Origin of the sequence: Serratia sp. JSRIV002 (assembly GCF_019968725.1) — a bacterium.
Classification (GTDB): Bacteria; Pseudomonadota; Gammaproteobacteria; order Enterobacterales; family Enterobacteriaceae; genus Chania; species Chania fonticola_B.
In genome coordinates this window covers 932,519-956,035 of record NZ_CP074143.1, presented here as the reverse complement: position 1 = coordinate 956,035, position 23,517 = coordinate 932,519, and the positions used below count along the sequence as shown (strand labels likewise).

Below are 23,517 nucleotides of genomic sequence, written 5' to 3'. Positions count from 1 at the left end.
CAGCATTGCTGCGCCCGTACCGGGTCAGGCAATTATTTGCTGCCGAAAACGCGGTTTTCCTGCTCCGCTACGCGGATAAAGGTGGTGCGTTTGGTCAGCTCTTTCAGACGTTCTGCGCCCACATAAGTACAGGCAGAACGCAGGCCACCGAGGATATCACGCACGGTAAACTCGACTTCACCACGCAGCGGCAGCTTGACGGTTTTGCCTTCCGCAGCACGGTAGCCAGCTACACCGCCCACATGGCGTTTCATGGCAGACTCTGAGCTCATACCGTAGAACAGCATAAACTTCTCACCGTTTTCTTCCACCACGGTGCCTTCACATTCGTCGTGCCCGGCCAACATCCCGCCCAGCATGACAAAGTCTGCGCCGCCGCCGAAGGCTTTCGCCACGTCACCCGGTACGGAACAACCGCCATCGCTGACAATCTGCCCACCCAGACCGTGCGCAGCATCGGCACATTCGATCACCGCGGAAAGCTGCGGATAGCCCACGCCGGTTTTCACACGGGTGGTACAGACCGAACCAGGACCAATCCCGACCTTGACGATGTCGGCACCGGACAGCACCAGCTCTTCCACCATTTCACCGGTAACCACGTTACCCGCGCAAATCACATGGCTAGGGCAAGCTTCACGGGCTTTTTTCAGGAAGGCAACAAAGTGTTCGGAATAGCCGTTGGCCACGTCGATGCAGATAAATTTCAAGGCTGGGGAAAGGGCCAGGATCTGCTTCATCTTGACGAAGTCGGCTTCAGAAGTGCCGGTAGACACCATCACATGACGCAACACGGAGTCGGAAGAGCGCTGAACAAACTCGGCCCATTGCTCAACGGTGTAGTGTTTATGAACGGCGGTGAGAACGTCGAAGGTTGCCAGGGCCTCGGCCATGCGGAAAGTGCCAACCGTATCCATATTGGCGGCAATAATCGGCACACCGGACCAGTTGTAACCTGAATGTTTGAAGGTAAACTGGCGCTCCAGTTCAACTTCCGAGCGGCTTTTCAGCGTGGAACGCTTTGGGCGGATCAACACATCTTTAAAGCCTAACTTCAAATCTTCTTCAATACGCATGACTTATGATTTCCTGGTTTTTGGCGACGGATCGCAAGGGGATTTCGAACCTAGTTATTGCCAGTTCCAGTGATGCTATCATACGCACTAATAATCGCTCGGCAAGACTGCGATTTCGCCTTTATTTACGGTACAATCCCACAAATTTACCTGCGACATCCCAATGTGATTGCCACCTCATTTTCCCAATGCCGCGGCTCAAATTACCCCTATCAAAACACCAGGCACAGGGCAAGTCACACGCACCCGCTTGCACTTCTGCGCGATCGCTTTATGATTCGTTTATAATTTTTGGTGAATATCAGGATCCCTTCGGCCATGTCCTACATTGTTGCATTAACCGGCGGTATCGGCAGCGGTAAGTCCACCGTTGCCAACGCCTTTGCACGTTTTGGCGTGGCCATTGTGGATGCGGATATCATTGCTCGCCAGGTTGTTGAGCCTGGAACCCCGGCATTGGATGCCATTGCGGCACATTTTGGTAATGAAATGTTGCTGAAGGACGGATCCCTCAACCGTGCGGCTTTGCGTCAGAGGATCTTCAGCGATCCCGACGAAAAGCGCTGGCTAAACCAGTTGCTGCACCCGCAGATACAGCGGGAAACGCAACGCCAACTAGCCAACGCCCAGAGTTGTTACGTACTATGGGTAGTCCCCTTGCTGGTAGAAAACGGCCTGCAGGATCGTGCCGACCGCGTTTTAGTGGTGGATGTCGACAGCGAAACACAATTAGCCAGAACCATGGCCCGCGACGGCATCAGCCGTCAGCAGGCGCTGAATATTCTGTCTGCACAGGCCACGCGCGAACAACGTCTGGCCATAGCGGATGACGTAATTGACAATAGCGGTAGCGCACAAGGAATTGAATCCCATGTCGCCGCATTGCATCAACACTATATTGAGCTGGCAACCTCAGCGACCCGACAGGATCACACCGAATGAGTGACGCTTCCCCGACTGTTCTCTTTGAACACCCGTTAAATGAAAAAATGCGCACCTGGCTGCGGATCGAGTTTTTATTACAACAACTGCATGGCCAAAGAGCACTGAGCGAAACCGCTATCGCCCTGACCTTTTTCCGTACCGTTGCGGACCTGCTGGACGTATTGGAACGTGGCGAAGTGCGCACCGAACTGCTCAAAGAGCTGGAACGCCAGCAGCAAAAATTACTGCAGTGGGCAGAATTGCCCGGTGTCGATATCTCGGTGGTCAATCAGCTACGCAGCCAGTTGAAAGGCTGTGCATCTGCACTGATGTCTGCTCCGCGTATGGGCCAGGCGCTGCGTGAAGACCGGCTGATTAGCCTGGTTCGCCAACGTCTGAGCATCCCCGGTGGCTGTTGCAGCTTTGATTTGCCTACACTGCATATGTGGATGCATGTGGCACAAAATGAGCGTGATGCCGACGTGGCAGAGTGGTTGCAAACCCTCGAACCCTTGAATCAGGCGCTGACCATCGTGTTGGATCTGGTGCGCCAGGCCGGGCCGTTCCGCAATCAGATCAGCCTCAACGGCTTCTTCCAGGATAACGCCGAAGGGGCCGATCTGTTACGCTTGCGTATTAATCTGGCTTACCAGCTTTACCCGCAGATTTCCGGCCACAAGACGCGCTATGCCATCCGTTTCCTGCCGCTAGACAGCGAAAACGGCACAGTGCCAGAGCGTCTTACCTTTGAGCTGGCCTGCTGTTAATCACCCCTTGGGTTTAAGAGGGAGAAAGGAATGAATATGACCGTAGTAAAATGTCCAACCTGTGGCAAAGGCGTGGTATGGGGTGAAGTGAGCCCATATCGTCCATTCTGCTGCAAGCGCTGCCAGCTGATCGATCTGGGTGAATGGGCCGATGAAGAGAAGCGCATTCCGAGCAACGAAGATCTGAACGAAAGTGAAGATTGGAGTGAAGACAGAGACAGCAACAACCATTAAAACGGTATTATTGGCCTGGCCTTGCCAGGCCGAAAATTAACTACACGGCACTGGCCTGCGCCACCAACAGCTTGATGATACTGACGTTGGCTTCGGGAAACTCTTCCTCACGCAGGTCGGCCTGCTTTACCCAACGCATCGGCTGGCCTTCACGGCCATAGGGCTCGCCCTTCCAATCCTCCACCAGATAGAAATTCAGCGTTACGATCCGATCGGTGAAGCGGTGTTCCAGCACCTCCAGTAACCGTGCCTGATTGGCGCGGATCCCGGTTTCTTCCAGCAATTCGCGGCCTAATGCCTGCTCCGGCGTTTCGCCCTGCTCAATCTTGCCGCCAGGGAATTCCCAAAAGCCAGCCATGTGCGAATCCGCAGCGCGGCGTGTGATGAAGATTTCCTGCTGTGGGTTACGGATAATCCCTACGGCGATGTTCAGGTGCTTCATCGCATCCTCCAGAAGTTACTACTTAAAAAAAGGGCTCAGCATGCTGAGCCCTTACCGTTAAGCGTTCACTGCACCCGGCTTACTTTTGCAGGCGGCCGTGGCACTGCTTGTATTTCTTACCGGAACCGCATGGGCAAGGATCGTTACGCCCTACTTTACGTTCGGCAACAGCAGGAGCGTTCGGATCGGTGACCGCCAGGGCATTTTCTTCCTGGTGGCTCAGCTGTTGCTGGCGTGCCAGACGCTCTGCTTCTTCGCGGCGTTGCAGCTCCAGAGCTTCAACCTCTTCCGGCATGCGTACCTGAACCTTGCTCAACACGCTGATCACTTCATATTTCAGCGATTCCAGCATGGTGGCAAACATGTTGAAGGACTCACGCTTATATTCCTGCTTCGGATCTTTTTGCGCATAGCCACGCAGGTGGATACCCTGACGCAGGTAATCCATTGCCGCCAGGTGCTCTTTCCACAGGGAATCCAGCGTCTGCAGCATCACGCCTTTTTCGAAGTTGCGCATCATTTCGGCGCCAACAACCTCTTCTTTGCGCAGGTAATCTTCCTTCGCCTTCGCCATGATACGTTCACGCAGCGTTTCTTCGTGCAGCTCAGGCTCTTTATCCAACCACTCGGCGATTGGCATATCCAGATCGAAGTCGTTTTTCAGGCGTTCTTCCAACCCTTTCACGTCCCACATCTCTTCCAGCGACTGCGGCGGAATGTAGCTGTCGATGGTGGTTTTGAACACGTCTTCACGGATACTGTTGATGGTTTCGCTCACGTCAGACACGTCGAGCAATTCGTTACGCTGGCTGTAGATCGCACGGCGCTGGTCGTTGGCCACGTCATCATATTCCAGCAGTTGCTTACGAATATCGAAGTTACGGCTTTCAACCTTGCGTTGCGCATTGGCAATGGCTTTGGTGACCCACGGGTGCTCGATGGCTTCGCCATCCTTCATACCCAGTTTACGCATCATGCCAGAAACACGATCCGAGGCGAAAATACGCATCAGCGCATCTTCCATTGACAGGTAGAAGCGGGAAGAACCGGCATCACCCTGACGGCCGGAACGGCCACGCAGCTGGTTGTCGATACGGCGTGATTCGTGACGTTCGGTACCGATAATGTGCAAGCCACCAGCGGCCAATACGGCGTCGTGGCGAATTTTCCAGGCCGCTTTGATTTCGGCAATCTGCTCTTCTGTCGGATCTTCCAGATGGGAGAGTTCGCTCTGCCAGCTGCCGCCCAACACGATATCGGTACCACGGCCGGCCATGTTGGTGGCGATAGTTACCGCAGCAGTCTGACCCGCATTGGCCACAATATCCGCTTCCATGGCGTGGAATTTGGCGTTCAGAACCTTGTGTTCGATCCCAGCTTTGGTCAGCTCACGGGAAACCACTTCGGATTTCTCGATCGAGATAGTCCCCACCAGCACCGGCTGGCCGTTGGCAGTACGCTCACGGATATCTTCAATGATCGCCGCGATCTTCTCTTTTTCGGTCATGTAGACCAGATCCGGCATATCTTTACGGATCATTGGGCGGTTGGTCGGCACCACGATGGTATCGAGCTTGTAGATGGAGCTGAATTCGAAGGCTTCAGTGTCCGCTGTACCGGTCATACCGGCCAGTTTCTCATAGAGACGGAAGTAGTTCTGGAAGGTGATCGAAGCCAGCGTCTGGTTTTCGTTCTGGATTTCTACGCCTTCTTTGGCTTCTACCGCCTGGTGCAGACCATCGGACCAGCGGCGGCCCTGCATGGTACGGCCAGTGTGTTCGTCAACGATAATGACTTCACCGTCTTTAACGATATAGTCAACGTCGCGGGTGAACAGCACGTGGGCACGCAGCGCGGCGGTGACGTGGTGCATCAGCATGATGTTGGTTGGTGAATACAGCGATTCGCCTTCATCCATGATGCCCGCTTCCATCAGCATCTCTTCGATCATGATCAGGCCGCGTTCGGTCAGGTGAACCTGACGCGCTTTTTCATCGACTGAGAAGTGCCCTTCACCCTGGAAGGTGTCGGAGTCTTCTTTTTCCTGGCGGATCAGCTGTGGGATCAGCTTATTAACACGCTTATACATTTCTGAGCTGTCTTCGGCCGGGCCGGAGATGATCAGCGGCGTACGCGCTTCGTCGATCAGGATGGAGTCAACCTCATCCACCAGCGCATAGTGCAGCTTACGCTGTACGCGCTCTTCCGGGCTGAACGCCATGTTGTCACGCAGGTAGTCAAAGCCGTATTCGTTGTTGGTACCGTAAGTGATATCTGCGGCATAGGCTTCACGCTTGGCCGGAGCAGGCATACCAGGCAGGTTGATACCCACGCTCAACCCCAGGAACTCGAACAGCGGACGGTTGTTTTCAGCGTCACGCTGGGCCAGGTAGTCGTTGACGGTAACCACGTGCACGCCACGGCCGCTCAGGGCGTTCAGATAGGCAGGCAGGGTTGCGGTCAGGGTTTTACCTTCACCGGTACGCATCTCGGCGATACAGCGGTCGTTGAGCACCATCCCGCCCAGCAGCTGTACGTCGAAGTGACGCATACCGAAGACTCGCTTACTGGCCTCACGCACTACGGCGAAGGCTTCCGGGATCAGGCTTTCCAGCACTTCACCCTTTTTCAGACGCGCGCGGAATTCATCGGTCTTGGCCTGCAGTTCGCTATCAGACAGTTTTTCCATGTCTGGTTCCATACGGTTGATCATCTCAACCGCTTTGCGCATGCGGCGCAGGGTACGATCGTTACTGCTACCAAAAACTTTGGTCAATAGTTTGATTAACATGATTCTTTATATCTCTTACGCGACGACACCATAATGGCCGTCAACAAGCTGTTGTGTTGTTTGTTTTTTTGCTGCCCTGAGGGCAAAGATTAGCCGAGGGCTGCAGGCCCGGCGCGAATACCTTGCACCTGAGCGAGCCACAGCCCGGCCTGATGCTGCGCCAAAGAAGGAACGATGGGGTGATGGGTATCACGAATGATAGTCGGTGGTTTTGGCTCGTGCGTCAGTAGCGCATTGAGCGTGGAGAGCAGGGCAAGCTGAGCCACCTGTAATGGCGGTTCAACCGCAACGGCCTCCGCTTCCTGCACTCGGGCATAGACGGCCTGAGGTGCCAGAGCAAAAGAGAGGTGACGAATGACGGTTCGAAGCGCATGCTGGTGCCAGTAATCAACGTTAAACGTTGGGCGACGATGCACTTCTTGCAGTAACGCCAGGCTGTTAAAGGCGTGACTGACGGAATTTTGCCGGTTAAGGCTGGACGAGGTGCTCGGTAATGCGCTTTGATCGACGGTGCCGGACAGATTTTGCGGTACGCCAAGCGTAGCCGCTACCATCCCCAACAGGAGATGAGGCCAGAAATAACGTCTGCCAAATTGTCGCCAACGATTTAGAATACCGATCACGTGTTTATTATCCGCCGGAGCCCATTATGCGCGATAGCCGTCCACAATTATTAGATATCCTGTTTGACGACGCGTCTGCAACAGAGAAAGGACCGCTGCATAACGTTCAGCAACGCGCTACCGCGCTACTGAAACTCAATCGTGCCGTGAAGGGGTTATTGCCCGCTCAGTTGCACCCTTGGTGCCGTGTCGCCAACTTCAGACAGGGTATTTTAGTGCTGGAAACCGCCAATGCCAGTTGGATGATGCGCTTACGCTATGAACAACCCAGCCTGCTATCCGCACTACGAGCGCAAATTCTACCATCTTTGTCTTCAATCGACATCAGGATTAATCCCTCGTTGATGGCAAAAGGCAGCAGCCAGGTACAAAACCACGGCAAAAGCACGGAAAATGGCCAGCAAGCAGAGGTGCCTATGCGTCATTTGAGCCTGGAAAGTGCGGATGCATTACGGGGATTGGCGGCGCAGAGCCCGGAAAAATTGCGCAAGATATTAGAACGACTGGCCGCGTTGGCAGGAGAGAGAGCCAACGAGACCGGTCGTAATAAGTAATTGACGTCTTGGCCGCTTAGGCCAGTACGGTTGACGGAGCCTTGAATGCCAACGGCATTTCGGCTTCATCCTGGAATGTCACGAATTCCCAAGCTTCCTGTTTCGCCAGCACGGCTTGCAGCAGCTTGTTGTTCAGCGCATGGCCTGATTTGTACGCGGTGAACGCGCCAATGATGTTATGGCCGCACATGAACAGATCGCCGATGGCATCCAGCATTTTGTGGCGCACGAATTCGTCTTCGAAGCGCAGGCCGTCTTCGTTGAGGACACGATAGTCATCCACCACAATCGCGCAATCGAAGCTGCCGCCCAGGGCCAAGCCACGGGACTGCAGATACTCGATATCACGCATGAAACCGAAGGTACGCGCACGGCTGATTTGGCGTACGAACGAATCGGCTGAGAAATCCAGACGATAGCGTTGGGTACTGGCATCAATCGCCGGGTGGTTGAAGTCGATGGTGAAGTCCAGACGGAACCCGTTATGCGGGGACAGCTCTGCCCACTTGTCGCCATCTTCAACACGTACGGTGTCTTTCAGACGCAGGAATTTCTTCGCCGAGTTCAGCTCTTCGATGCCGGCATCCAGCAACAGATAGACAAACGGGCTGGCACTACCGTCCATGATCGGGATTTCGGCAGCGTCAACTTCAATAATGATGTTGTCGATACCCAAGCCCGCCAACGCAGCATTAAGATGCTCAACGGTGGAAATACGCACGTCTGACTCATTCACCAGGCAAGTACAGAGCATGGTATCACGCACGGATTTTGCATCAGCCGGGAAATCAACCGGTGGATTCAAGTCAGTGCGACGATAGATGACCCCGGTATTAGCCGACGCTGGGCGCATTGTCAGCGTGACTTTCTTGCCGGTATGTAAACCGACACCCGTCGCCTGAACAATACGTTTTAATGTCCTTTGTTTGATCATCGTTTTATCTCGCAATGTTATCAATCCAACCAGCCCAGCATACAGCAAGGCCGGCGGGACAGTTTAGCACAAAGAGCGGAGATTCCAAATTATCAGCTTATTCCTAATCTGCCTGCTTGCGCAGGAAGGCCGGAATATCCAGATAATCAGGCTCTTTGTTTGGTTGCGCGCTCTGATCGTTCACCACCTTGGCGGCAGGTTTCACTTCCTGCTGCAGCGGTGACATACCATGCTGCTGGTAACGGTGATCCATCACTGGCTGGCTGGCCTGTTTATTGGTTACCAGGGTGATTTCAGGACGTTTGTCCATACCGATACCGGTCGCAACTACGGTCACGCGCAGTTCGTCGTTCATTTCCGGATCCAGCGAGGTACCGATTACCACGGTCGCATTGTCGGAAGCGAAAGCACGGATGGTGTTACCCACGGTTTCGAACTCATCCAGACGCAGGTCGAAGCCAGCGGTGATGTTGACCAGCACGCCACGGGCGCCGGACAGGTCGATATCTTCCAGCAGTGGGCTGGAGATCGCCATTTCCGCCGCTTCTTCGGCACGGTCTTCGCCACAGGCAACGCCAGAGCCCATCATCGCGTAGCCCATTTCGGACATCACGGTGCGCACGTCAGCAAAGTCGACGTTCATCAGGCCCGGACGGGTGATCAGTTCGGCAATACCCTGCACCGCGCCTTTCAGCACGTCGTTGGCCGCGCCGAACGCGTCCAGCAGAGAGATGCCACGGCCCAGAACTTTCAGCAACTTGTCGTTCGGGATGGTGATCAGCGAGTCCACGTGCTTGGACAGCTCGGCGATACCCTGCTCCGCGAATGCCATGCGCTTCTTGCCTTCAAAGTTGAAAGGCTTGGTCACCACGGCCACGGTCAGAATACCCAGATCTTTTGCGACTTCTGCCACCACTGGCGCAGCACCGGTACCGGTACCGCCACCCATGCCGGCCGCGATGAAGACCATGTCTGCACCTTCCAGGGCGGCGCGCAGGGCTTCACGGTCTTCTTCCGCTGAATTACGACCCACTTCCGGGTTCGCGCCTGCACCCAGACCTTTGGTAATACCGCTACCAATCTGGATGGTTTGGCCAACTGCCGTTTTACGTAGCGCCTGAGCGTCTGTATTAACGGCGAAGAATTCAACACCTTCGATGCGCTCGCGCACCATGTGTTCAACGGCATTGCCACCGCCACCGCCGACGCCGATGACTTTAATCACCGCGTCATTGGTTAGTTCCATTGGTTCAAACATAGTTTCTCTCCGTTTTGTGCCTGTCGCTGCGAGATCATAAAAAGATTACTCAGCATGATCTCTTTGTCTAAACATTAAAACTCTTTTCTCAGCCAGCTATTGATGCGTTTAAACCAATTGCCCACCGAGGCGCGTTTTTCTACTTCTGCCTCACCGCTCAGGTGAGACTCTTTTCCATAGTGCAGTAGCCCGACCGCTGTAGAATAGTAAGGCTCTTGCGCGTAATCCGTCAGACCCGTGATGTTCAAGGGTTGGCCGATGCGTACCTGGGTATGGAATACCCGTTGCGCACAGGCTGCCAGGCCATCAATCTGGGCGGCACCGCCGGTCAGCACAATACCCGCTGCCAGATGATGCTTCACCCCTTGCTGACGCAGTTGCTCCTGCAATTGCAATATTTCATCGTTAACCAGATTCAACAGTTCGGTGTAGCGCGGCTCAATCACTTCAGCCAATGTCTGTCTTTGCAGACTCCGAGGAGGCCTTCCCCCCACGCTAGGAACCTCAACACTTTCATCCTTGCTAACAATCGACCCAAGTGCACAACCGTGTCGAACTTTAATCGCTTCCGCGTCGGTCGGCGGCGTGCCGAAGGCGTAGGCGATATCGCTGGTGACCACGTTCCCGGCGTAAGGGATCACTTTGGTGTGGCGCAGAGCACCGCCGGTATACACCGCCATATCCATGGTGCCCCCGCCGATATCTACCACACAGACGCCGAGTTCGCGCTCATCTTCGGTCAGCACCGCATAGCTGGCAGCCAGACCGGCGAAAATCAGTTGGTCCACTTTCAGACCACAACGTTCCACTGCTTTGACAATGTTCTTGGCCATATCGTTATGGCAGGTGATCAGGTGGACCTTGGCCTGCATACGCACGCCGGATAACCCAACCGGGTTTTTGATGCCTTCCTGATAGTCGATGGCGTATTCCTGAGGGATAACGTGCAGGATGCGGTGTTCGTCGCGCACACGCACCGACTTGGCGGTATGCACTACGTTCTCCACGTCTTCCTGCGTCACTTCCTCTTCGGAGATCGGCACCATCCCGATCTCGTTCTGACAGCTGATATGCTTACCCGACAAGGCCAGGTAAACCGAAGAAATCTGACAATCCGCCATCAGTTCGGCCTGGTCAATAGCGCGCTGTACGCACTTGACTACCGATTCCAGATCGTTAACGCCACCCTTATCCATACCGCGAGACGGGCAACTGCCCACCCCGATAATGTTGACCATGCCATCGGGCAAAACTTCCCCTACCAATGCGGAGACTTTTGCGGTACCGATCTCCAGTCCAACTACCAGTTTTCTGTCCGTCGACTTGATCATTGTTGTTTTGCCTGTGCCTGATTCTGTTGCTGATTACTGTTTGGTCGATCGCCCATGGCTGCCTGCGGGTCGATAAACGCCGGAGCCCAGCCGACTGAGGCACCGGAGTCATAGCGTAAATCGACATAGCTGACGCGCTTGTTTTCCGCCTGCGCCTGCTGCAACAGCACCGGATAAAGCCCGATGAAGCGTTGCAAGCGACCCATGCGATCGTCACGTCCCAGTTCCAGCCGAACATCGTTATCCAAAGCCAACTGCCACGAATGGCGGGCCGTCATGGACGCCATCTTAAGCTGGTACTTGCTGGCTGCCAGCACGCCGTTCATCGCGCGGTAACCTTCCAGAACATCCTGTTCGCTGCCTTCCGGACCATAGAGCAACGGTAATTTCTGATTGCCCAAACGCTGTGCCGGAATGCTGAACGACTTGCCCTCGGCATCAACCATGTGCAAATCATTCCAATGCGCCACCGGGACATACTCCACCAGGTGGATTTTCAGCTCATCCGGCCACTGTTTACGTACGCTGGCCTGCTTGACCCACGGCAGACGCTCGATCTGCTGCTGGATGATGTCCACATCCTGCGTCATAAAGGTGCCCGGTGCTCCCAAAGCCAAGATCGCCTGGCGAACATCGTCGTTAGTGGTGAAATGGCGTTCACCGGTCAATACCAGCCTTGAGAGCGGCAGACGGCTGGCATCTTGCATCCAACCCACCACTACCCAGCCGCACCACAGGATGGTGCCTAGCACCATCAGCAGGAAAATCATCCCTGCCAGTTGGGTGCCATTGCTGCGGCGTGGGCCGTTATCCGCCTCGCGCTCGCGTGCATTCAGAGCCGCTTGCGACATCTCAGTCAGCCAACGCCAGAATGCCCGCAACCAACTGCGAGAAAGTTAATCCGGACTGCCGGGCCGCCATCGGGACCAGACTGTGGCTGGTCATGCCCGGCGAGGTATTCGCCTCCAGCAGGTAGAAGCTGCCATCACTGTCTTGCATGACATCAACACGCCCCCAGCCGCTGCAATCCAGCCCACGGTAAGCCCGCAGTGCCAGCGCAGCCATAGCGGCTTCCTGCTGTGCATCCAGGCCGCTCGGGCAAAAATACTGCGTGTCGTCGGAAATATATTTGGCCTGGTAATCGTAAAACACGCCAGCGGGCTGAATACGGATGGAAGGCAGCACCTGATCGCCCAGGATCGCCACGGTGTATTCCGGGCCGCTGAGCCATTTCTCTACCAGCACATCCTCATCATGACGGAAAGCCTCTTCCAGCGCCCCTTCCAGGGCTGCGCGTTCGGTCACTTTGCTCATGCCAACGCTGGAGCCTTCGCGGCTTGGCTTCACAATCAGTGGCAATCCCAAAGCTTCAATGGCGGCCAGCTGGCTTTGCCGATCGTCGCCCAGATACTGACGGCGGCTCAGCGCCACGTAAGGTGCCACCGGCAGCCCCATCGACTGCCATACCATTTTGCTGCGCCATTTATCCATGGTCAGCGCCGAGGCCATCACGCCGCTGCCGGTATAAGGCAACTGCAAAAACTCCAGCAGACCTTGCAATGTACCATCTTCACCGCCACGCCCGTGCAGCGCAATGAACACTTTGGTGAACCCCTGCGCTTTCAGCTCGGTGACAGGGAAGTCACGGGTATCGATGCCATGAGCATCAATGCCCGCTTCTCGCAACCCGGCCAGCACGGCCGCGCCAGATTGCAGTGAAACTTCACGTTCTGCGGAGGTACCACCCAGCAATACGGCGACTTTATCAGCCATGATGATCCTCCTCTTTGATCTGTGGTTGCAGTTTTAGTTCAGCCAGCCGGCGCGCGATTTTACCGACATTGCCAGCCCCTTGCACCAGCACCAGGTCGTCGCCTTGCAACAGCTGCGCCAACAGCGTTGGCACGGTATCCGCATCGGACACCAGGATCGGATCCAGTTTGCCGCGATTGCGAATGGTACGGCACAGGCTACGGCTATCAGCGCCAGGGATCGGAGCTTCACCCGCCGGATAGACATCCAGCATCAGCAACACGTCAACCTGCGACAATACGTTGGCGAAATCGTCATACAGATCGCGAGTACGGGTATAGCGGTGCGGCTGGAAGATCATCACCACCCGCTTGGTTGGCCAACCGGCACGCGCGGCCTTGATGGTCGCATCCACTTCCGTTGGGTGGTGGCCATAATCGTCCACCAACATGGCACTACCCTGTTTTTCGTTCACCGCCGCCAATGGGAACTCCCCCAGGAAATCGAAGCGACGCCCCGTTCCCTGGAAACCGGCCAGCGCACGCAGAATGGCTTCGTCGGCAATGCCTTCTTCCGTCGCCACGGCAACCGCCGCCGCCGCGTTCAAGGCGTTATGGCGGCCCGGTGCATTCAGGGTGACCGTCATCAACGGCTTATCCTGACGGCTCAGGGTAAAGTGCCCCTGCGGCCCGATCTGGCTATAGCTCTCGATACGCACATCCGCATCCTCGCTAAAGCCGTAAGTGGTGATATGGCGACCCACGCGCGGCAACAACTCACGCACGACCGGATCGTCAATGCACATTACCGCACGACCATAGAACGGCAGGTTATGCAGGAAGGTGATAAACGTCTGCTTCAAATTCTCGAAGTCGCCATGGTAAGTATCCATATGGTCGGCTTCGATGTTGGTGACAATCGCCACCATCGGTTGCAAATGCAGGAACGACGCGTCGCTCTCATCCGCTTCCGCAATCAGGTAACGGCTAGAGCCCAAACGCGCGTGGGTACCCGCCGCTTTCACCAGCCCACCGTTAACAAACGTTGGGTCAAGACCGGCTTCGGCGTAAATACTGGACACCATCGCCGTGGTAGTGGTTTTACCGTGCGTACCGGCGATGGCAATGCCATGGCGATAGCGCATCAACTCGGCCAGCATTTCTGCCCGCTGGATCACCGGAATGCGCGCCTCGCGGGCTGCGACGATCTCCGGGTTGTCTGCCGGGATAGCGGTCGAAACCACTACCACGCTGGCATCCAGCACGTTTTCTGGGCGGTGATGGAAGTAAATCGTTGCCCCAAGCTCACTCAACTGCTGGGTGACCGGGTTCGGCGCCAGGTCGGAACCGCTGATCTGATAACCCTCGTTGGCCAACACCTCGGCGATACCACCCATGCCGGCACCACCGATGCCAACAAAGTGAATGTGCCGGACGCGTCGCATCTCAGGCACGAAAGTACGTAGTTTCGCCAATTGTTGTGTATTCATCACTTCTCTATCTATCAGGTTCGATTTAGCTCAACAGGGGTAACCCCGACGGCCTTACAGGGCTGCACGAATAATTTCTGCCGCCACGCGTTCTGTTGCATCCGGGATCGCCACCGCACGGGCCTTTTCGGCCATCTTCAACAGTGTTGGGCGATCCCAGCTTGCCAGCAGTTCCGCCACGACATCGGCAGTAAACTGCGGTTGTTCGATAATTTTGGCCGCACCGGCCTCTTCCAGAGGACGCGCGTTCCAGTATTGCTGACGATCTTTATGCTGGAACGGCACAAAAATGGCCGGTAGTCCCGCCGCTGCCACTTCGCTGACGGTCAGCGCGCCAGAACGGCACACCACCACGTCCGCCCAGGCGTAGGCCTCTGCCATATCATCAATAAACTCGGTCACCTTGTGCCCGGTCTGCCCTACCCTCTCGTAGTCCTGCAGTACCGTTGGCAATGCGCCCTTACCTACCTGATGCCAGAGGACTATTCTATCGCCCAGCAGCGCGGCGACTTCAGGAACTGTCTGATTCAGCACGCGCGCACCTTGGCTACCGCCGATAATCAGCACACGGATTGGCCCTTCACGCCCGTTCAGACGCTCGGCAGGTAGCGGCAGCGCCAACACATCGGTACGTACCGGGTTACCCACGACGTCCGCATTCGGAAACGCCCCTGGGAACGCCTGTAACACTTTCTTGGCAATCCTTGAGAGCCAGCGGTTAGTCAGGCCCGCAATGCCGTTCTGCTCATGCAGCACCACCGGGATACCACACTGCCAGGCAGCCAAACCGCCAGGGCCGGAAACGTAACCGCCCATCCCCAGCACCACGTCCGGCTGATAACTACGCATGATCGCCTTAGCCTGACGCACCGCCTGCCAGATACGCACCGGTGCGGTCAACTGAGCCTTTAGGCCTTTGCCACGCAGCCCGGAGATGCGGATAAAATCAATCTCGATCCCGTGCTTCGGCACCAGATCGGCTTCCATTCGGTCTGCGGTGCCGAGCCAGCGAACCTGCCAGCCCTGCGCCATCAGATGATGCGCGACCGCCAGCCCCGGAAACACGTGCCCGCCGGTACCGCCTGCCATCACCATTAAACGCTTAGCTTTACCGCTCATCCGCTACCTCTTCACAAACGCCTGCGCTTTGGTCAGGCGCGTTTCATAATCAATTCGCAGCAACAGCACGATCGCCGTCGACATAATTAACAGGCTCGAGCCACCGTAACTTATCAGTGGCAAGGTCAAGCCTTTGGTTGGCAACATCCCCGCTGCCGCACCAACGTTCACCAATGCCTGGAAACTGAACCAGACACCGATCGAACATGCCAGAAAACCGGAAAATCGCTGGTCTATCTCCAACGCCCTGCGGCCGATCGACATGGCGCGAAAAGCGACGAAGAATACCATTAACAGGGCCAAAACCACACCGATATAGCCCAGTTCTTCGCCCAAAATGGAGAAGATAAAGTCAGTGTGCGCCTCGGGTAAATACTCGAGCTTCTGTACCGAGTTGCCCAGCCCTTGCCCCCAGAACTCGCCGCGGCCAAACGCCATCAGCGACTGGGTTAGCTGGTAACCACTGCCAAACGGATCGGCCCATGGGTTCCAGAACGAAGTCACACGGCGCATACGGTAAGGTTCCGCGATAATCAGCAGCCCCACGGCAAACACGCCCGATCCGATGATCGCCAGGAACTGCCACATCTTCGCCCCGGCCAGGAACAGCATCGCCAGCGTGGTGATAAACAGCACCACCACCGTCCCCAAATCCGGCTGGGCCAGCAGCAGCACCGCCAGCACTACCATCACACCCATTGGCTTACAGAAGCCCCAAAAGTTGCTGCGGACTTCCTCTACCTTGCGCACCAGATAGCTCGCCAGGTAGCAAAACAGCGACAACTTGGATAATTCAGCGGGCTGGATACGCAACGGACCCAGTGAAATCCAGCGTGAAGCCCCGTTTACCGAGCTACCAACCACCAGCACCACCAGCAACAAGACTATCGATAACAGCAGCATGACGTTGCTATAACGCTGCCAAACGGCCATCGGGATACGCAGTGTTACCAACGACAGGCCGAACGCCAGGCCAAGGTAAAGTGCATCACGCTTGGCAAACAGGAACGGATCCTCTGCCAGGCGCTGGCCGATAGGCATCGAGGCCGACGTCACCATCACAAAACCAACAATCGCCAGGCCAAAGGTCAGCCACAGCAGGGTGCGGTCATACAGCACCATGCTGCTCGTATCGCTTTCACGCGATCCCATCACCCAGTCTTTCAGCTTGTTGGTCAGGCCGAACGTCGGCACCCGTAGTCTCATCCGCCCAGCTCCTGTGCCAGACGGGCAAACTCGTTGCCACGCACTTCAAAATTACGGAACTGATCCAGGCTGGCACAGGCCGGTGACAACAGCACCATATCGCCTGATGTCACCTGGCGGGCAATGGCCTGCATCGCCTGCTCCATCGTTTCTGTCTGCGTGGCGACTTCCGGACGCAGCTGTGCCAGCTGTGCGCCATCGCGGCCAAAGCAGTACAAGCGCACGTTGTCACCTTGCAGATAGCGCGCCAGCGGCGAGAAGTCCGCAGACTTGCCATCACCGCCCAACAGCAGATGCAGCGTGCCCTTAACCTGCAGGCCGTTCAGTGCCGCCTCGGTGCTGCCGACGTTGGTGGCTTTGGAATCGTTAATCCAGCGCACACCGTTGTGTTCCCACACCAGTTGGAAACGGTGCTCCAGGCCGGTAAAGGTCGTCAGCGCTTTCAGGCTGGACGCACGCGGCAGCTTGACGGCATCGGCCAGGGCCAGGGCCGCCAACGCATTGGTAAAGTTATGGCGACCGGTGAGCTTCATCTCGCTGGTATTGAGGACTTTCTCACCATTCACCCGCAGCCAGATTTCGCCCTGCTGGCGGTTGAGGTGGTAGTCGCCTACGTCGGCACCAAAGCTGACACAGCGCTCATCAGCACCGCGCACAGGCATGGTCAGCGCGTCGTCCGCATTCACTACGCAGACGTGGGCATTTTCATAGACGCGCAATTTGGCGGCACGGTATTGCTGCAGGCCAAATGGATAGCGATCCATATGATCTTCGGTCACGTTCAAAATGGTTGCCGCTGCGGCATGCAGGCTGTGAGTGGTTTCCAATTGGAAGCTCGACAGCTCCAGCACGTACAGTTGGCACTCCTGACGCAGCAGGCTCAGCGCTGGCAGGCCGATATTGCCCCCAACGCCCACGGCCCAACCGGCGGCCTTGGCCATTTCGCCCACCAGCGTGGTGACGGTGCTCTTGCCGTTGGAACCGGTGATCGCCACAATTGGCGCCTGGGCTTCACGGCAGAACAGCTCAACGTCACCGACGATCTCAACCCCGGCATCGGCGGCAGCGCTCAAAGCCGGAGTCGCTAATGCCATGCCTGGGCTAGCCACAATCAAATCCGCAGACAACAACCATTCCTGGTTCAGAGAACCCAGATGACGTTCAACGCTCTCGGGCAGTTGATCCAGGCCCGGTGGCGAAATACGGGTATCCATAACCCGCGGCGTCACGCCACGGATCATAAAGAAATCAACGCAGGAAAGGCCGGTAAGGCCCAACCCGATGATGACCACTTTATTACCCTGATAATCCACCATAATCAGCGCACCTTCAGCGTCGCCAGGCCAATCAGCACCAGCATCAGCGAAATAATCCAGAAGCGCACGATCACCCGTGGTTCTGGCCAGCCTTTCAATTCATAGTGATGGTGGATCGGCGCCATGCGGAAAATACGTTGCCCGCGCAGCTTGAACGATCCCACCTGCAGGATCACCGACAGCGTTTCAACCACGAACACGCCGCCCATGATCAGCAACAAGAACTCCTGGCGCAGCAGCACGGCGATGGTACCCAACGCGCCGCCCAGTGCCAGTGAACCCACGTCACCCATAAACACCTGAGCCGGGTAGGTGTTAAACCATAAGAAACCTAAACCTGCCCCGACGATCGCGGTGCAGACGATGACCAACTCACCGGCATGACGCAGATACGGAATATGCAGGTAGTTGGCGAAGTTCATGTTACCGGTCGCCCAGGCCACCAGCGCAAAGCCCGCCGCTACAAACACGGTTGGCATGATCGCCAGGCCATCCAGCCCATCGGTCAGGTTGACCGCGTTGCTGGTGCCGACAATCACGAAGTAGGCCAACGCCACGTACAGCAAGCCCAACTGCGGCATGATGTCCTTAAAGAACGGCACAACCAGCTCGGTGGCTGGCGTGTCTTTTCCTACGGCATACATGGCAAAGGCCACGACCAGGGCAATCACCGACTGCCAGAAATATTTCCAGCGGGCAATCAACCCCCGAGTATCTTTGCGCACCACTTTGCGATAGTCATCGACAAAGCCGACGATGCCGTAACCCACCAGTACGAACAGCACGCACCACACGTAAGGGTTGGACGGATAGGCCCACATCAGCACCGAAATGGTGATGGAGGTCAGGATCATGATGCCGCCCATGGTCGGCGTGCCGCGCTTGCTAAAGTGCGATTCTGGCCCATCGTTACGCACTACCTGACCAAAGGACATTTCCTGCAGGCGTTTGATCACCTTCGGCCCCATCCACAGGGAAAGGAACAGCGCGGTCAGCAGGCTGACAATGGCCCGGAACGTCAGATAAGAAAAGACGTTGAAGCCTGAGTAATATTTGACCAAATGTTCGGCCAGCCAAACTAACATGGTGCTTTCTCCTGTAACGCGCGTACTACCTGCTCCATTGCGGCACTACGTGAACCTTTGATTAACACGGTAATTACCGCATGTGCTGAGAGTAGTTCCGCTACGCGCGCGGTCACTGCTGTTTTATCCTGATAATGTTCACCGTTACCGGCGGCAGAGCTCAATACCTGGCTCAGCCCACCCACGCTGATGACTTTATCAATACCGGCCAGACGGGCAGCTTCACCCACCTGGCGATGACACTCTTCGGCCTCTGCGCCCAACTCAGCCATATCGCCAACGACCATCACGCGATAACCTGGCATTTCTGCCAACACCTGCGCCGCTGCCGTCATGGAGCCGACGTTGGCGTTGTAGCTGTCATCGAGCAACAGCTTGCCTTGCGCCAAGGCGATCGGGAACAAGCGCCCAGGCACCGCCTGAAGCTGTTGCAAGCCTGCACTCACGGCGGCCAGCGTAGCGCCAACCGACATCGCCAGTGCTGCTGCCGCCAACGCATTCGCCACGTTATGGCGGCCCGGCAATGGCAACTCAATCGCCACCGTGCCGAACGGGCTGTGCAGGGTGAAGTGAGTCACGCTCCCTTTCACCTGGATATCGCTGGCAAAGAAATCCACAGATTCCGCAGCCTGGGGAGAGAAACGCCAGACTGTCTTGCCCTGTAACTGCGCCTGCCAATGCGGCCAGTCGTTGCTATCGGCGTTGAGGATCGCCACCCCATCCGCCGGCAAACCGGCAAAGATTTCGCCCTTGGCCTGCGCAACGCCTGCCAGTGAACCAAAACCTTCCAGATGGGCAGCGGCCAGATTATTCACCAGCGCGCTCTGCGGTTGCGCCAAGGCGGTGGTATAGGCAATCTCACCGATATGGTTGGCACCCAGCTCGACCACCGCAAAATCATGCTGCGGCTCTAAACGCAGCAACGTTAGCGGCACGCCGATCTCGTTATTGTAATTCCCGGCGGTATGCAGCACTTCGCCACATTCACGTAAAATGGCCGCGGTCATCTCTTTCACCGAGGTCTTGCCCGATGAACCGGTCAGCGCCACCACTTTGGCTGGCACCTGCTGACGTACCCAGGCGGCAAACTGCCCCAGTGCCAGACTGGTATCTTTCACCACCAGTTGCGGAGCCTCCACCAATAAGCGCTTACTTACCAGCAAAGCGCCTGCGCCAGCGGCGACAGCATCGGCGGCAAAGTCGTGAGCATCGAAACGCTCGCCTTTCAGGGCCACAAACAGGCAACCTGCAGTGACCTGACGAGTATCCCTCGTCACTTCGGTAATGATGCAGTCAGTGCCGATCAGCTCGGCATCCAATACCGCCGCCAGCGTCTGAAGCGAGACCGGGATCATGCCAGCACCCCCAGCAAACGTGCGACGGTGGTGCGATCGGAGTAATCCAGACGACGGTTACCCACCAGTTGGTAATCCTCGTGACCTTTACCCGCCACCAGTACCACATCCTGCTCTTTGGCTTGCATGATGGCGCTGGTCACGGCTTCGGCGCGCCCGTGGATCACCTGTACATGCCCGGCATCCAGCAGCCCGGCCAGAATATCCTTGATGATGGCCTGCGGTTCTTCGGTGCGCGGATTGTCATCCGTTATCACCACCCGATCGGCAAACTGTTCGGCAATGCCACCCATAAGTGGGCGCTTACCTCTATCACGGTCGCCACCGCAGCCAAACACGCACCACAGTTGCCCTTGGCAATGCAGGCGAGCGGCTTCCAGCGCTTTTTCCAGCGCATCCGGAGTGTGGGCATAATCCACCACCACCGTCGGCTTGCCTGGCGCATTGAAGACTTCCATCCGGCCACAGACCGGCTGCAGCTGATTGGCCGTGTTAACCAGTTTCTCAAACGGGTAACCGAGTGACAGCAGCGTTGCCAATGCCAGGATCAGGTTACTGACGTTGAAGGCCCCCATCAGGCGGCTTTCGATCTCGCCGTTGCCCCAGCTTGAGCTGAAGTGGATGGTGGCACCGTTATCGTGATACTCCACCGCGGTGGTTTTCAGCCAGCGGCCATGACAGCCAGGCTGCAAATTGTCCTGCATGGTGACGGCCACCGCGTCTGGCAGTTTGGCCAGCCAACGCTGCCCGACTTCATCGTCGGCGTTGATGATCGCCTGACCAACGTCGTGGCCAGCAAACAGTGACCATTTGGCCGCTTCGTAGCTGGCCATATCACCGTGGTAATCCAGGTGATCGCGGCTCAGGTTGGTGAATACGGCTGCGGCAAAGGGTAAAGCCGCCACGCGGTGTTGCACCAGGCCATGAGAGGAGACTTCCATCGCGGCCAAGGTGGCCCCTTGCTGCGCCAGATCGTTAAGCACGTGCTGCACATCGACCGCAGAACCGGTGGTATTTTCCGTTGGGCAAACCTGGCCTAACAAACCGTTGCCCACGGTGCCCATCACGGCGGCAGTTTCGCCCAACAGTTGGCTCCACTGGGCTAACAGTTGGGTGGTGGTAGTTTTACCGTTGGTCCCCGTCACGCCAATCAAGCGCAGACGTTCGGCAGGCTGATGATAGAAACGCCCGGCTAACGCCGACAGGCGCTGGCCAAGTTGGCTCAGGTAAATCACCGGCACGCCGTGCATTTCGCAAATTTTACCGTCTTCAGCTTCGCCTTCCGCTTCGGCGATAACGGCGGCAACCCCTTGGGCGATGGCTTGCGGAATATAGCGGCGTCCATCCGTTTGATGGCCAACTACGGCGACAAACAGATCCCCGGCAGCCGCAATACGGCTGTCTAATATCATTTCCCGCAGCGCGCGCTCGGGTGCCGTTGGCACCCACGGAGCGAGTAAATCGCGCAAATTACGATCGGCCACCTGAACCCTCTTTGTTATTAATCACTAATTCGCTTTTGTCACCGGTGGGCAACGCATCTGGCTGAACGTTCATGATCCGCAGCGCGCCCCCCATGATGGCACCAAACACCGGCGCGGAAATCGCACCACCGTAGTATTTCCCACCCTGTGGGTCGTTGATGACCACCACCAGAGCAAAACGAGGCTGGCTAGCTGGCGCCACCCCCGCGGTATAAGCGATATATCGGTTGACGTATTTACCATCCGGCCCGACCTTTTTGGCGGTACCGGTTTTAATGGCAATACGATAACCCTTGATGGCGGCTTTCACCCCACCACCGCCCGGCAAGGCGACGCTTTCCATCATGTGCACTACCGTACGCACGGTAGCCTCAGGGAAGACGCGTTCACCGGCAACCGGAGGGTCAACCTTGGTGATCGACAATGGGCGATAAACGCCCAGGCTGCCGATCGTGGCATAGACTCGCGCTAACTGTAACGGGGTTACCATTAGCCCGTAGCCGAAAGAGAAGGTGGCCCTCTCTATGTCAGACCACCGTTGTTTTTTTGGGTATAAGCCACTGCTTTCTCCGACCAGCCCCAAATTGGTCGCTTTTCCCAGCCCAAAACGTGAGTAAGTATCTACTAACGCTGAGGACGGCATCGCTAACGCCAGCTTTGAAACACCGACGTTACTCGACTTCTGCAAGATCCCGGTCATGGTCAGTTCCGAATAACGCGCCACATCTTTGATTTCATGGCCGTTAATGCGGTAAGGAATGGTATTGAGCACGCTATTTTCTTTCACTACGCCGCGCTGCAACGCCGTCATTACCACCATCGGTTTCACGGTAGAACCAGGTTCAAAAATATCGGTAATGGCACGGTTACGCATGGTGTCTTTCGGCGTATCGGCCATATTGTTCGGGTTGTACGATGGGCTGTTGGCCATCGCCAATACTTCGCCGGTGTTCACGTCCACCAGCACTGCGGTACCAGACTCCGCTTTGTTGAAGGCGACGGCGTTATTCAATTCACGGTAAACCAGCGCCTGCAGGCGTTCATCGATGCTCAATGCCAGATTGTGCGCCGCCTGGCTGTCTACCGAGGAGATGTCCTCGATCACTCGGCCATAGCGGTCTTTACGTACTGTTCTTTCGCCCGGTTGGCCGGTCAGCCAGCGATCAAAGCTCTTTTCGACTCCTTCGATCCCTTCGCCGTCAATGTTGGTCACGCCGATGATATGAGAAGTAACCTGGCCAGACGGGTAGTAGCGGCGCGATTCCTGGCGCAGGTAGATGCCAGGCAATTTCAGCTTGTGGATGTAATCACCAATCGCCGGGTTAACCTGCCGGGCCAGATAGACAAAACGCCCCTTCGGATTGGCATTGATACGATTGGAGAGCTGATCGAGCGGAATTTGCAACGCGTCGGACAGCGCTTTCCAGCGCGAATCCAGCGTAATACCCCCGCGTTCGTTCAACTCTTTCGGATCGGCCCACACGGCATTCACCGGCACGCTCACCGCCAGCGGTCGGCCATAGCGGTCGCTAATCATGCCGCGAGCGGTGGGAACCGACTGCACGCGTAACGAACGCATGTCGCCTTCTTTCACCAACCGATCCGGATTGATCACCTGCAAATAAGCCACACGCAGCATCAGCCCAACCAGCGCCAACAGAATACAGCCGCACAGCAACGCAAAACGCCAGCTGACAAAGCTGGCCTGATCTTCCTGGCGTTTCAACTTCTTACCGGGACGTACTGCTTTCATGCGTTAGCTAATTGCTCCGTATCG

General features: G+C 56.5%; 21 protein-coding genes. 4 read left to right on the top strand and 17 right to left on the bottom strand.

Annotation, left to right across the window (positions count from 1 at the left end; all coding sequences use genetic code 11):
• Positions 1-32 precede the first annotated feature (32 nt).
• The gene (locus tag KGP26_RS04400; protein WP_021179338.1) at positions 33-1,076 is read right to left on the bottom strand and encodes a GMP reductase; all 1,044 of its coding nucleotides are present in this window, start codon (positions 1,074-1,076) and stop codon (positions 33-35) included.
• A 318-nt stretch (positions 1,077-1,394) separates the two neighbouring features.
• Between KGP26_RS04400 and coaE the strand changes: the two genes are divergently transcribed.
• From coaE to yacG, 3 genes are read left to right on the top strand one after another with little or no spacing between them, the layout of a single operon-like run.
• Complete coding sequence (gene coaE / locus KGP26_RS04395; protein WP_223665078.1) at positions 1,395-2,018, top strand: dephospho-CoA kinase; 624 nt, start codon at positions 1,395-1,397, stop codon at positions 2,016-2,018.
• A complete protein-coding gene (gene zapD / locus KGP26_RS04390) occupies positions 2,015-2,767 on the top strand; it encodes a cell division protein ZapD (protein WP_059199745.1) in 753 nt (250 codons plus the stop codon). Before coaE ends, zapD begins: the two co-directional genes overlap by 4 nt.
• Positions 2,768-2,797: 30 nt before the next feature.
• Positions 2,798-3,001 carry a DNA gyrase inhibitor YacG gene (gene yacG, locus KGP26_RS04385; RefSeq protein ID WP_223498881.1) on the top strand — a complete coding sequence of 68 codons (204 nt, stop codon included), beginning with the start codon at positions 2,798-2,800 and terminating at the stop codon, positions 2,999-3,001.
• Between the two features lie 40 nt (positions 3,002-3,041).
• Here yacG and mutT read toward each other — a convergent pair whose 3' ends face one another.
• The 3 genes from mutT to secM all read right to left on the bottom strand — a co-directional run bounded on the left by mutT (position 3,042) and on the right by secM (position 6,857).
• Positions 3,042-3,443, bottom strand: a complete 402-nt coding sequence (mutT, locus tag KGP26_RS04380) for an 8-oxo-dGTP diphosphatase MutT (protein WP_059199744.1) — start codon at positions 3,441-3,443, stop codon at positions 3,042-3,044.
• Between the two features lie 79 nt (positions 3,444-3,522).
• Positions 3,523-6,234 carry a preprotein translocase subunit SecA gene (secA, locus tag KGP26_RS04375; protein ID WP_021179333.1) on the bottom strand — a complete coding sequence of 904 codons (2,712 nt, stop codon included), beginning with the start codon at positions 6,232-6,234 and terminating at the stop codon, positions 3,523-3,525.
• An 89-nt stretch (positions 6,235-6,323) separates the two neighbouring features.
• On the bottom strand, positions 6,324-6,857 hold the full coding sequence (gene secM / locus KGP26_RS04370; RefSeq protein ID WP_059199743.1) for a secA translation cis-regulator SecM: 534 nt from the start codon (positions 6,855-6,857) through the stop codon (positions 6,324-6,326).
• Positions 6,858-6,883: 26 nt separating this feature from the next.
• Between secM and KGP26_RS04365 the strand changes: the two genes are divergently transcribed.
• The gene (locus KGP26_RS04365) at positions 6,884-7,411 is read left to right on the top strand and encodes a DUF721 domain-containing protein (protein WP_059199742.1); all 528 of its coding nucleotides are present in this window, start codon (positions 6,884-6,886) and stop codon (positions 7,409-7,411) included.
• Between the two features lie 16 nt (positions 7,412-7,427).
• Here the strand turns inward: KGP26_RS04365 and lpxC are convergent, their stop codons facing one another.
• From lpxC to KGP26_RS04300, 13 genes are all read right to left on the bottom strand, one after another.
• Positions 7,428-8,345: a UDP-3-O-acyl-N-acetylglucosamine deacetylase gene (lpxC, locus tag KGP26_RS04360; protein WP_021179330.1), complete on the bottom strand. Its 918-nt coding sequence runs from the start codon at positions 8,343-8,345 to the stop codon at positions 7,428-7,430.
• 103 nt (positions 8,346-8,448) lie between these two features.
• Positions 8,449-9,603: a cell division protein FtsZ gene (gene ftsZ / locus KGP26_RS04355; protein ID WP_024483522.1), complete on the bottom strand. Its 1,155-nt coding sequence runs from the start codon at positions 9,601-9,603 to the stop codon at positions 8,449-8,451.
• Positions 9,604-9,677: 74 nt separating this feature from the next.
• The gene (ftsA, locus tag KGP26_RS04350; protein ID WP_004950148.1) at positions 9,678-10,934 is read right to left on the bottom strand and encodes a cell division protein FtsA; all 1,257 of its coding nucleotides are present in this window, start codon (positions 10,932-10,934) and stop codon (positions 9,678-9,680) included.
• Complete coding sequence (gene ftsQ, locus KGP26_RS04345; protein ID WP_059199741.1) at positions 10,931-11,785, bottom strand: cell division protein FtsQ; 855 nt, start codon at positions 11,783-11,785, stop codon at positions 10,931-10,933. Before ftsQ ends, ftsA begins: the two co-directional genes overlap by 4 nt.
• Position 11,786: 1 nt before the next feature.
• A complete protein-coding gene (locus KGP26_RS04340; protein ID WP_094982150.1) occupies positions 11,787-12,707 on the bottom strand; it encodes a D-alanine--D-alanine ligase in 921 nt (306 codons plus the stop codon).
• Positions 12,700-14,175 (bottom strand): UDP-N-acetylmuramate--L-alanine ligase, encoded by a 1,476-nt coding sequence (murC, locus tag KGP26_RS04335; RefSeq protein WP_024527168.1) that lies wholly within the window; start codon positions 14,173-14,175, stop codon positions 12,700-12,702. Before murC ends, KGP26_RS04340 begins: the two co-directional genes overlap by 8 nt.
• A gap of 54 nt (positions 14,176-14,229) precedes the next feature.
• Positions 14,230-15,294 carry an undecaprenyldiphospho-muramoylpentapeptide beta-N-acetylglucosaminyltransferase gene (murG, locus tag KGP26_RS04330; protein ID WP_059199739.1) on the bottom strand — a complete coding sequence of 355 codons (1,065 nt, stop codon included), beginning with the start codon at positions 15,292-15,294 and terminating at the stop codon, positions 14,230-14,232.
• A gap of 3 nt (positions 15,295-15,297) precedes the next feature.
• Entirely contained in the window at positions 15,298-16,500 is a 1,203-nt protein-coding gene (gene ftsW, locus KGP26_RS04325) for a cell division protein FtsW (protein ID WP_209523344.1), read from the bottom strand.
• Entirely contained in the window at positions 16,497-17,816 is a 1,320-nt protein-coding gene (murD, locus tag KGP26_RS04320; protein WP_223665077.1) for a UDP-N-acetylmuramoyl-L-alanine--D-glutamate ligase, read from the bottom strand. Before murD ends, ftsW begins: the two co-directional genes overlap by 4 nt.
• 2 nt (positions 17,817-17,818) lie before the next feature.
• Entirely contained in the window at positions 17,819-18,901 is a 1,083-nt protein-coding gene (mraY, locus tag KGP26_RS04315) for a phospho-N-acetylmuramoyl-pentapeptide-transferase (protein ID WP_021179322.1), read from the bottom strand.
• Positions 18,895-20,256, bottom strand: a complete 1,362-nt coding sequence (gene murF, locus KGP26_RS04310; protein WP_059199737.1) for a UDP-N-acetylmuramoyl-tripeptide--D-alanyl-D-alanine ligase — start codon at positions 20,254-20,256, stop codon at positions 18,895-18,897. The genes mraY and murF overlap by 7 nt, the downstream gene beginning before the upstream one ends.
• Positions 20,253-21,740 (bottom strand): UDP-N-acetylmuramoyl-L-alanyl-D-glutamate--2,6-diaminopimelate ligase, encoded by a 1,488-nt coding sequence (gene murE / locus KGP26_RS04305; RefSeq protein ID WP_059199736.1) that lies wholly within the window; start codon positions 21,738-21,740, stop codon positions 20,253-20,255. Before murE ends, murF begins: the two co-directional genes overlap by 4 nt.
• Entirely contained in the window at positions 21,727-23,493 is a 1,767-nt protein-coding gene (locus KGP26_RS04300) for a peptidoglycan glycosyltransferase FtsI (RefSeq protein ID WP_059199735.1), read from the bottom strand. The genes murE and KGP26_RS04300 overlap by 14 nt, the downstream gene beginning before the upstream one ends.
• Positions 23,494-23,517 lie beyond the last annotated feature (24 nt).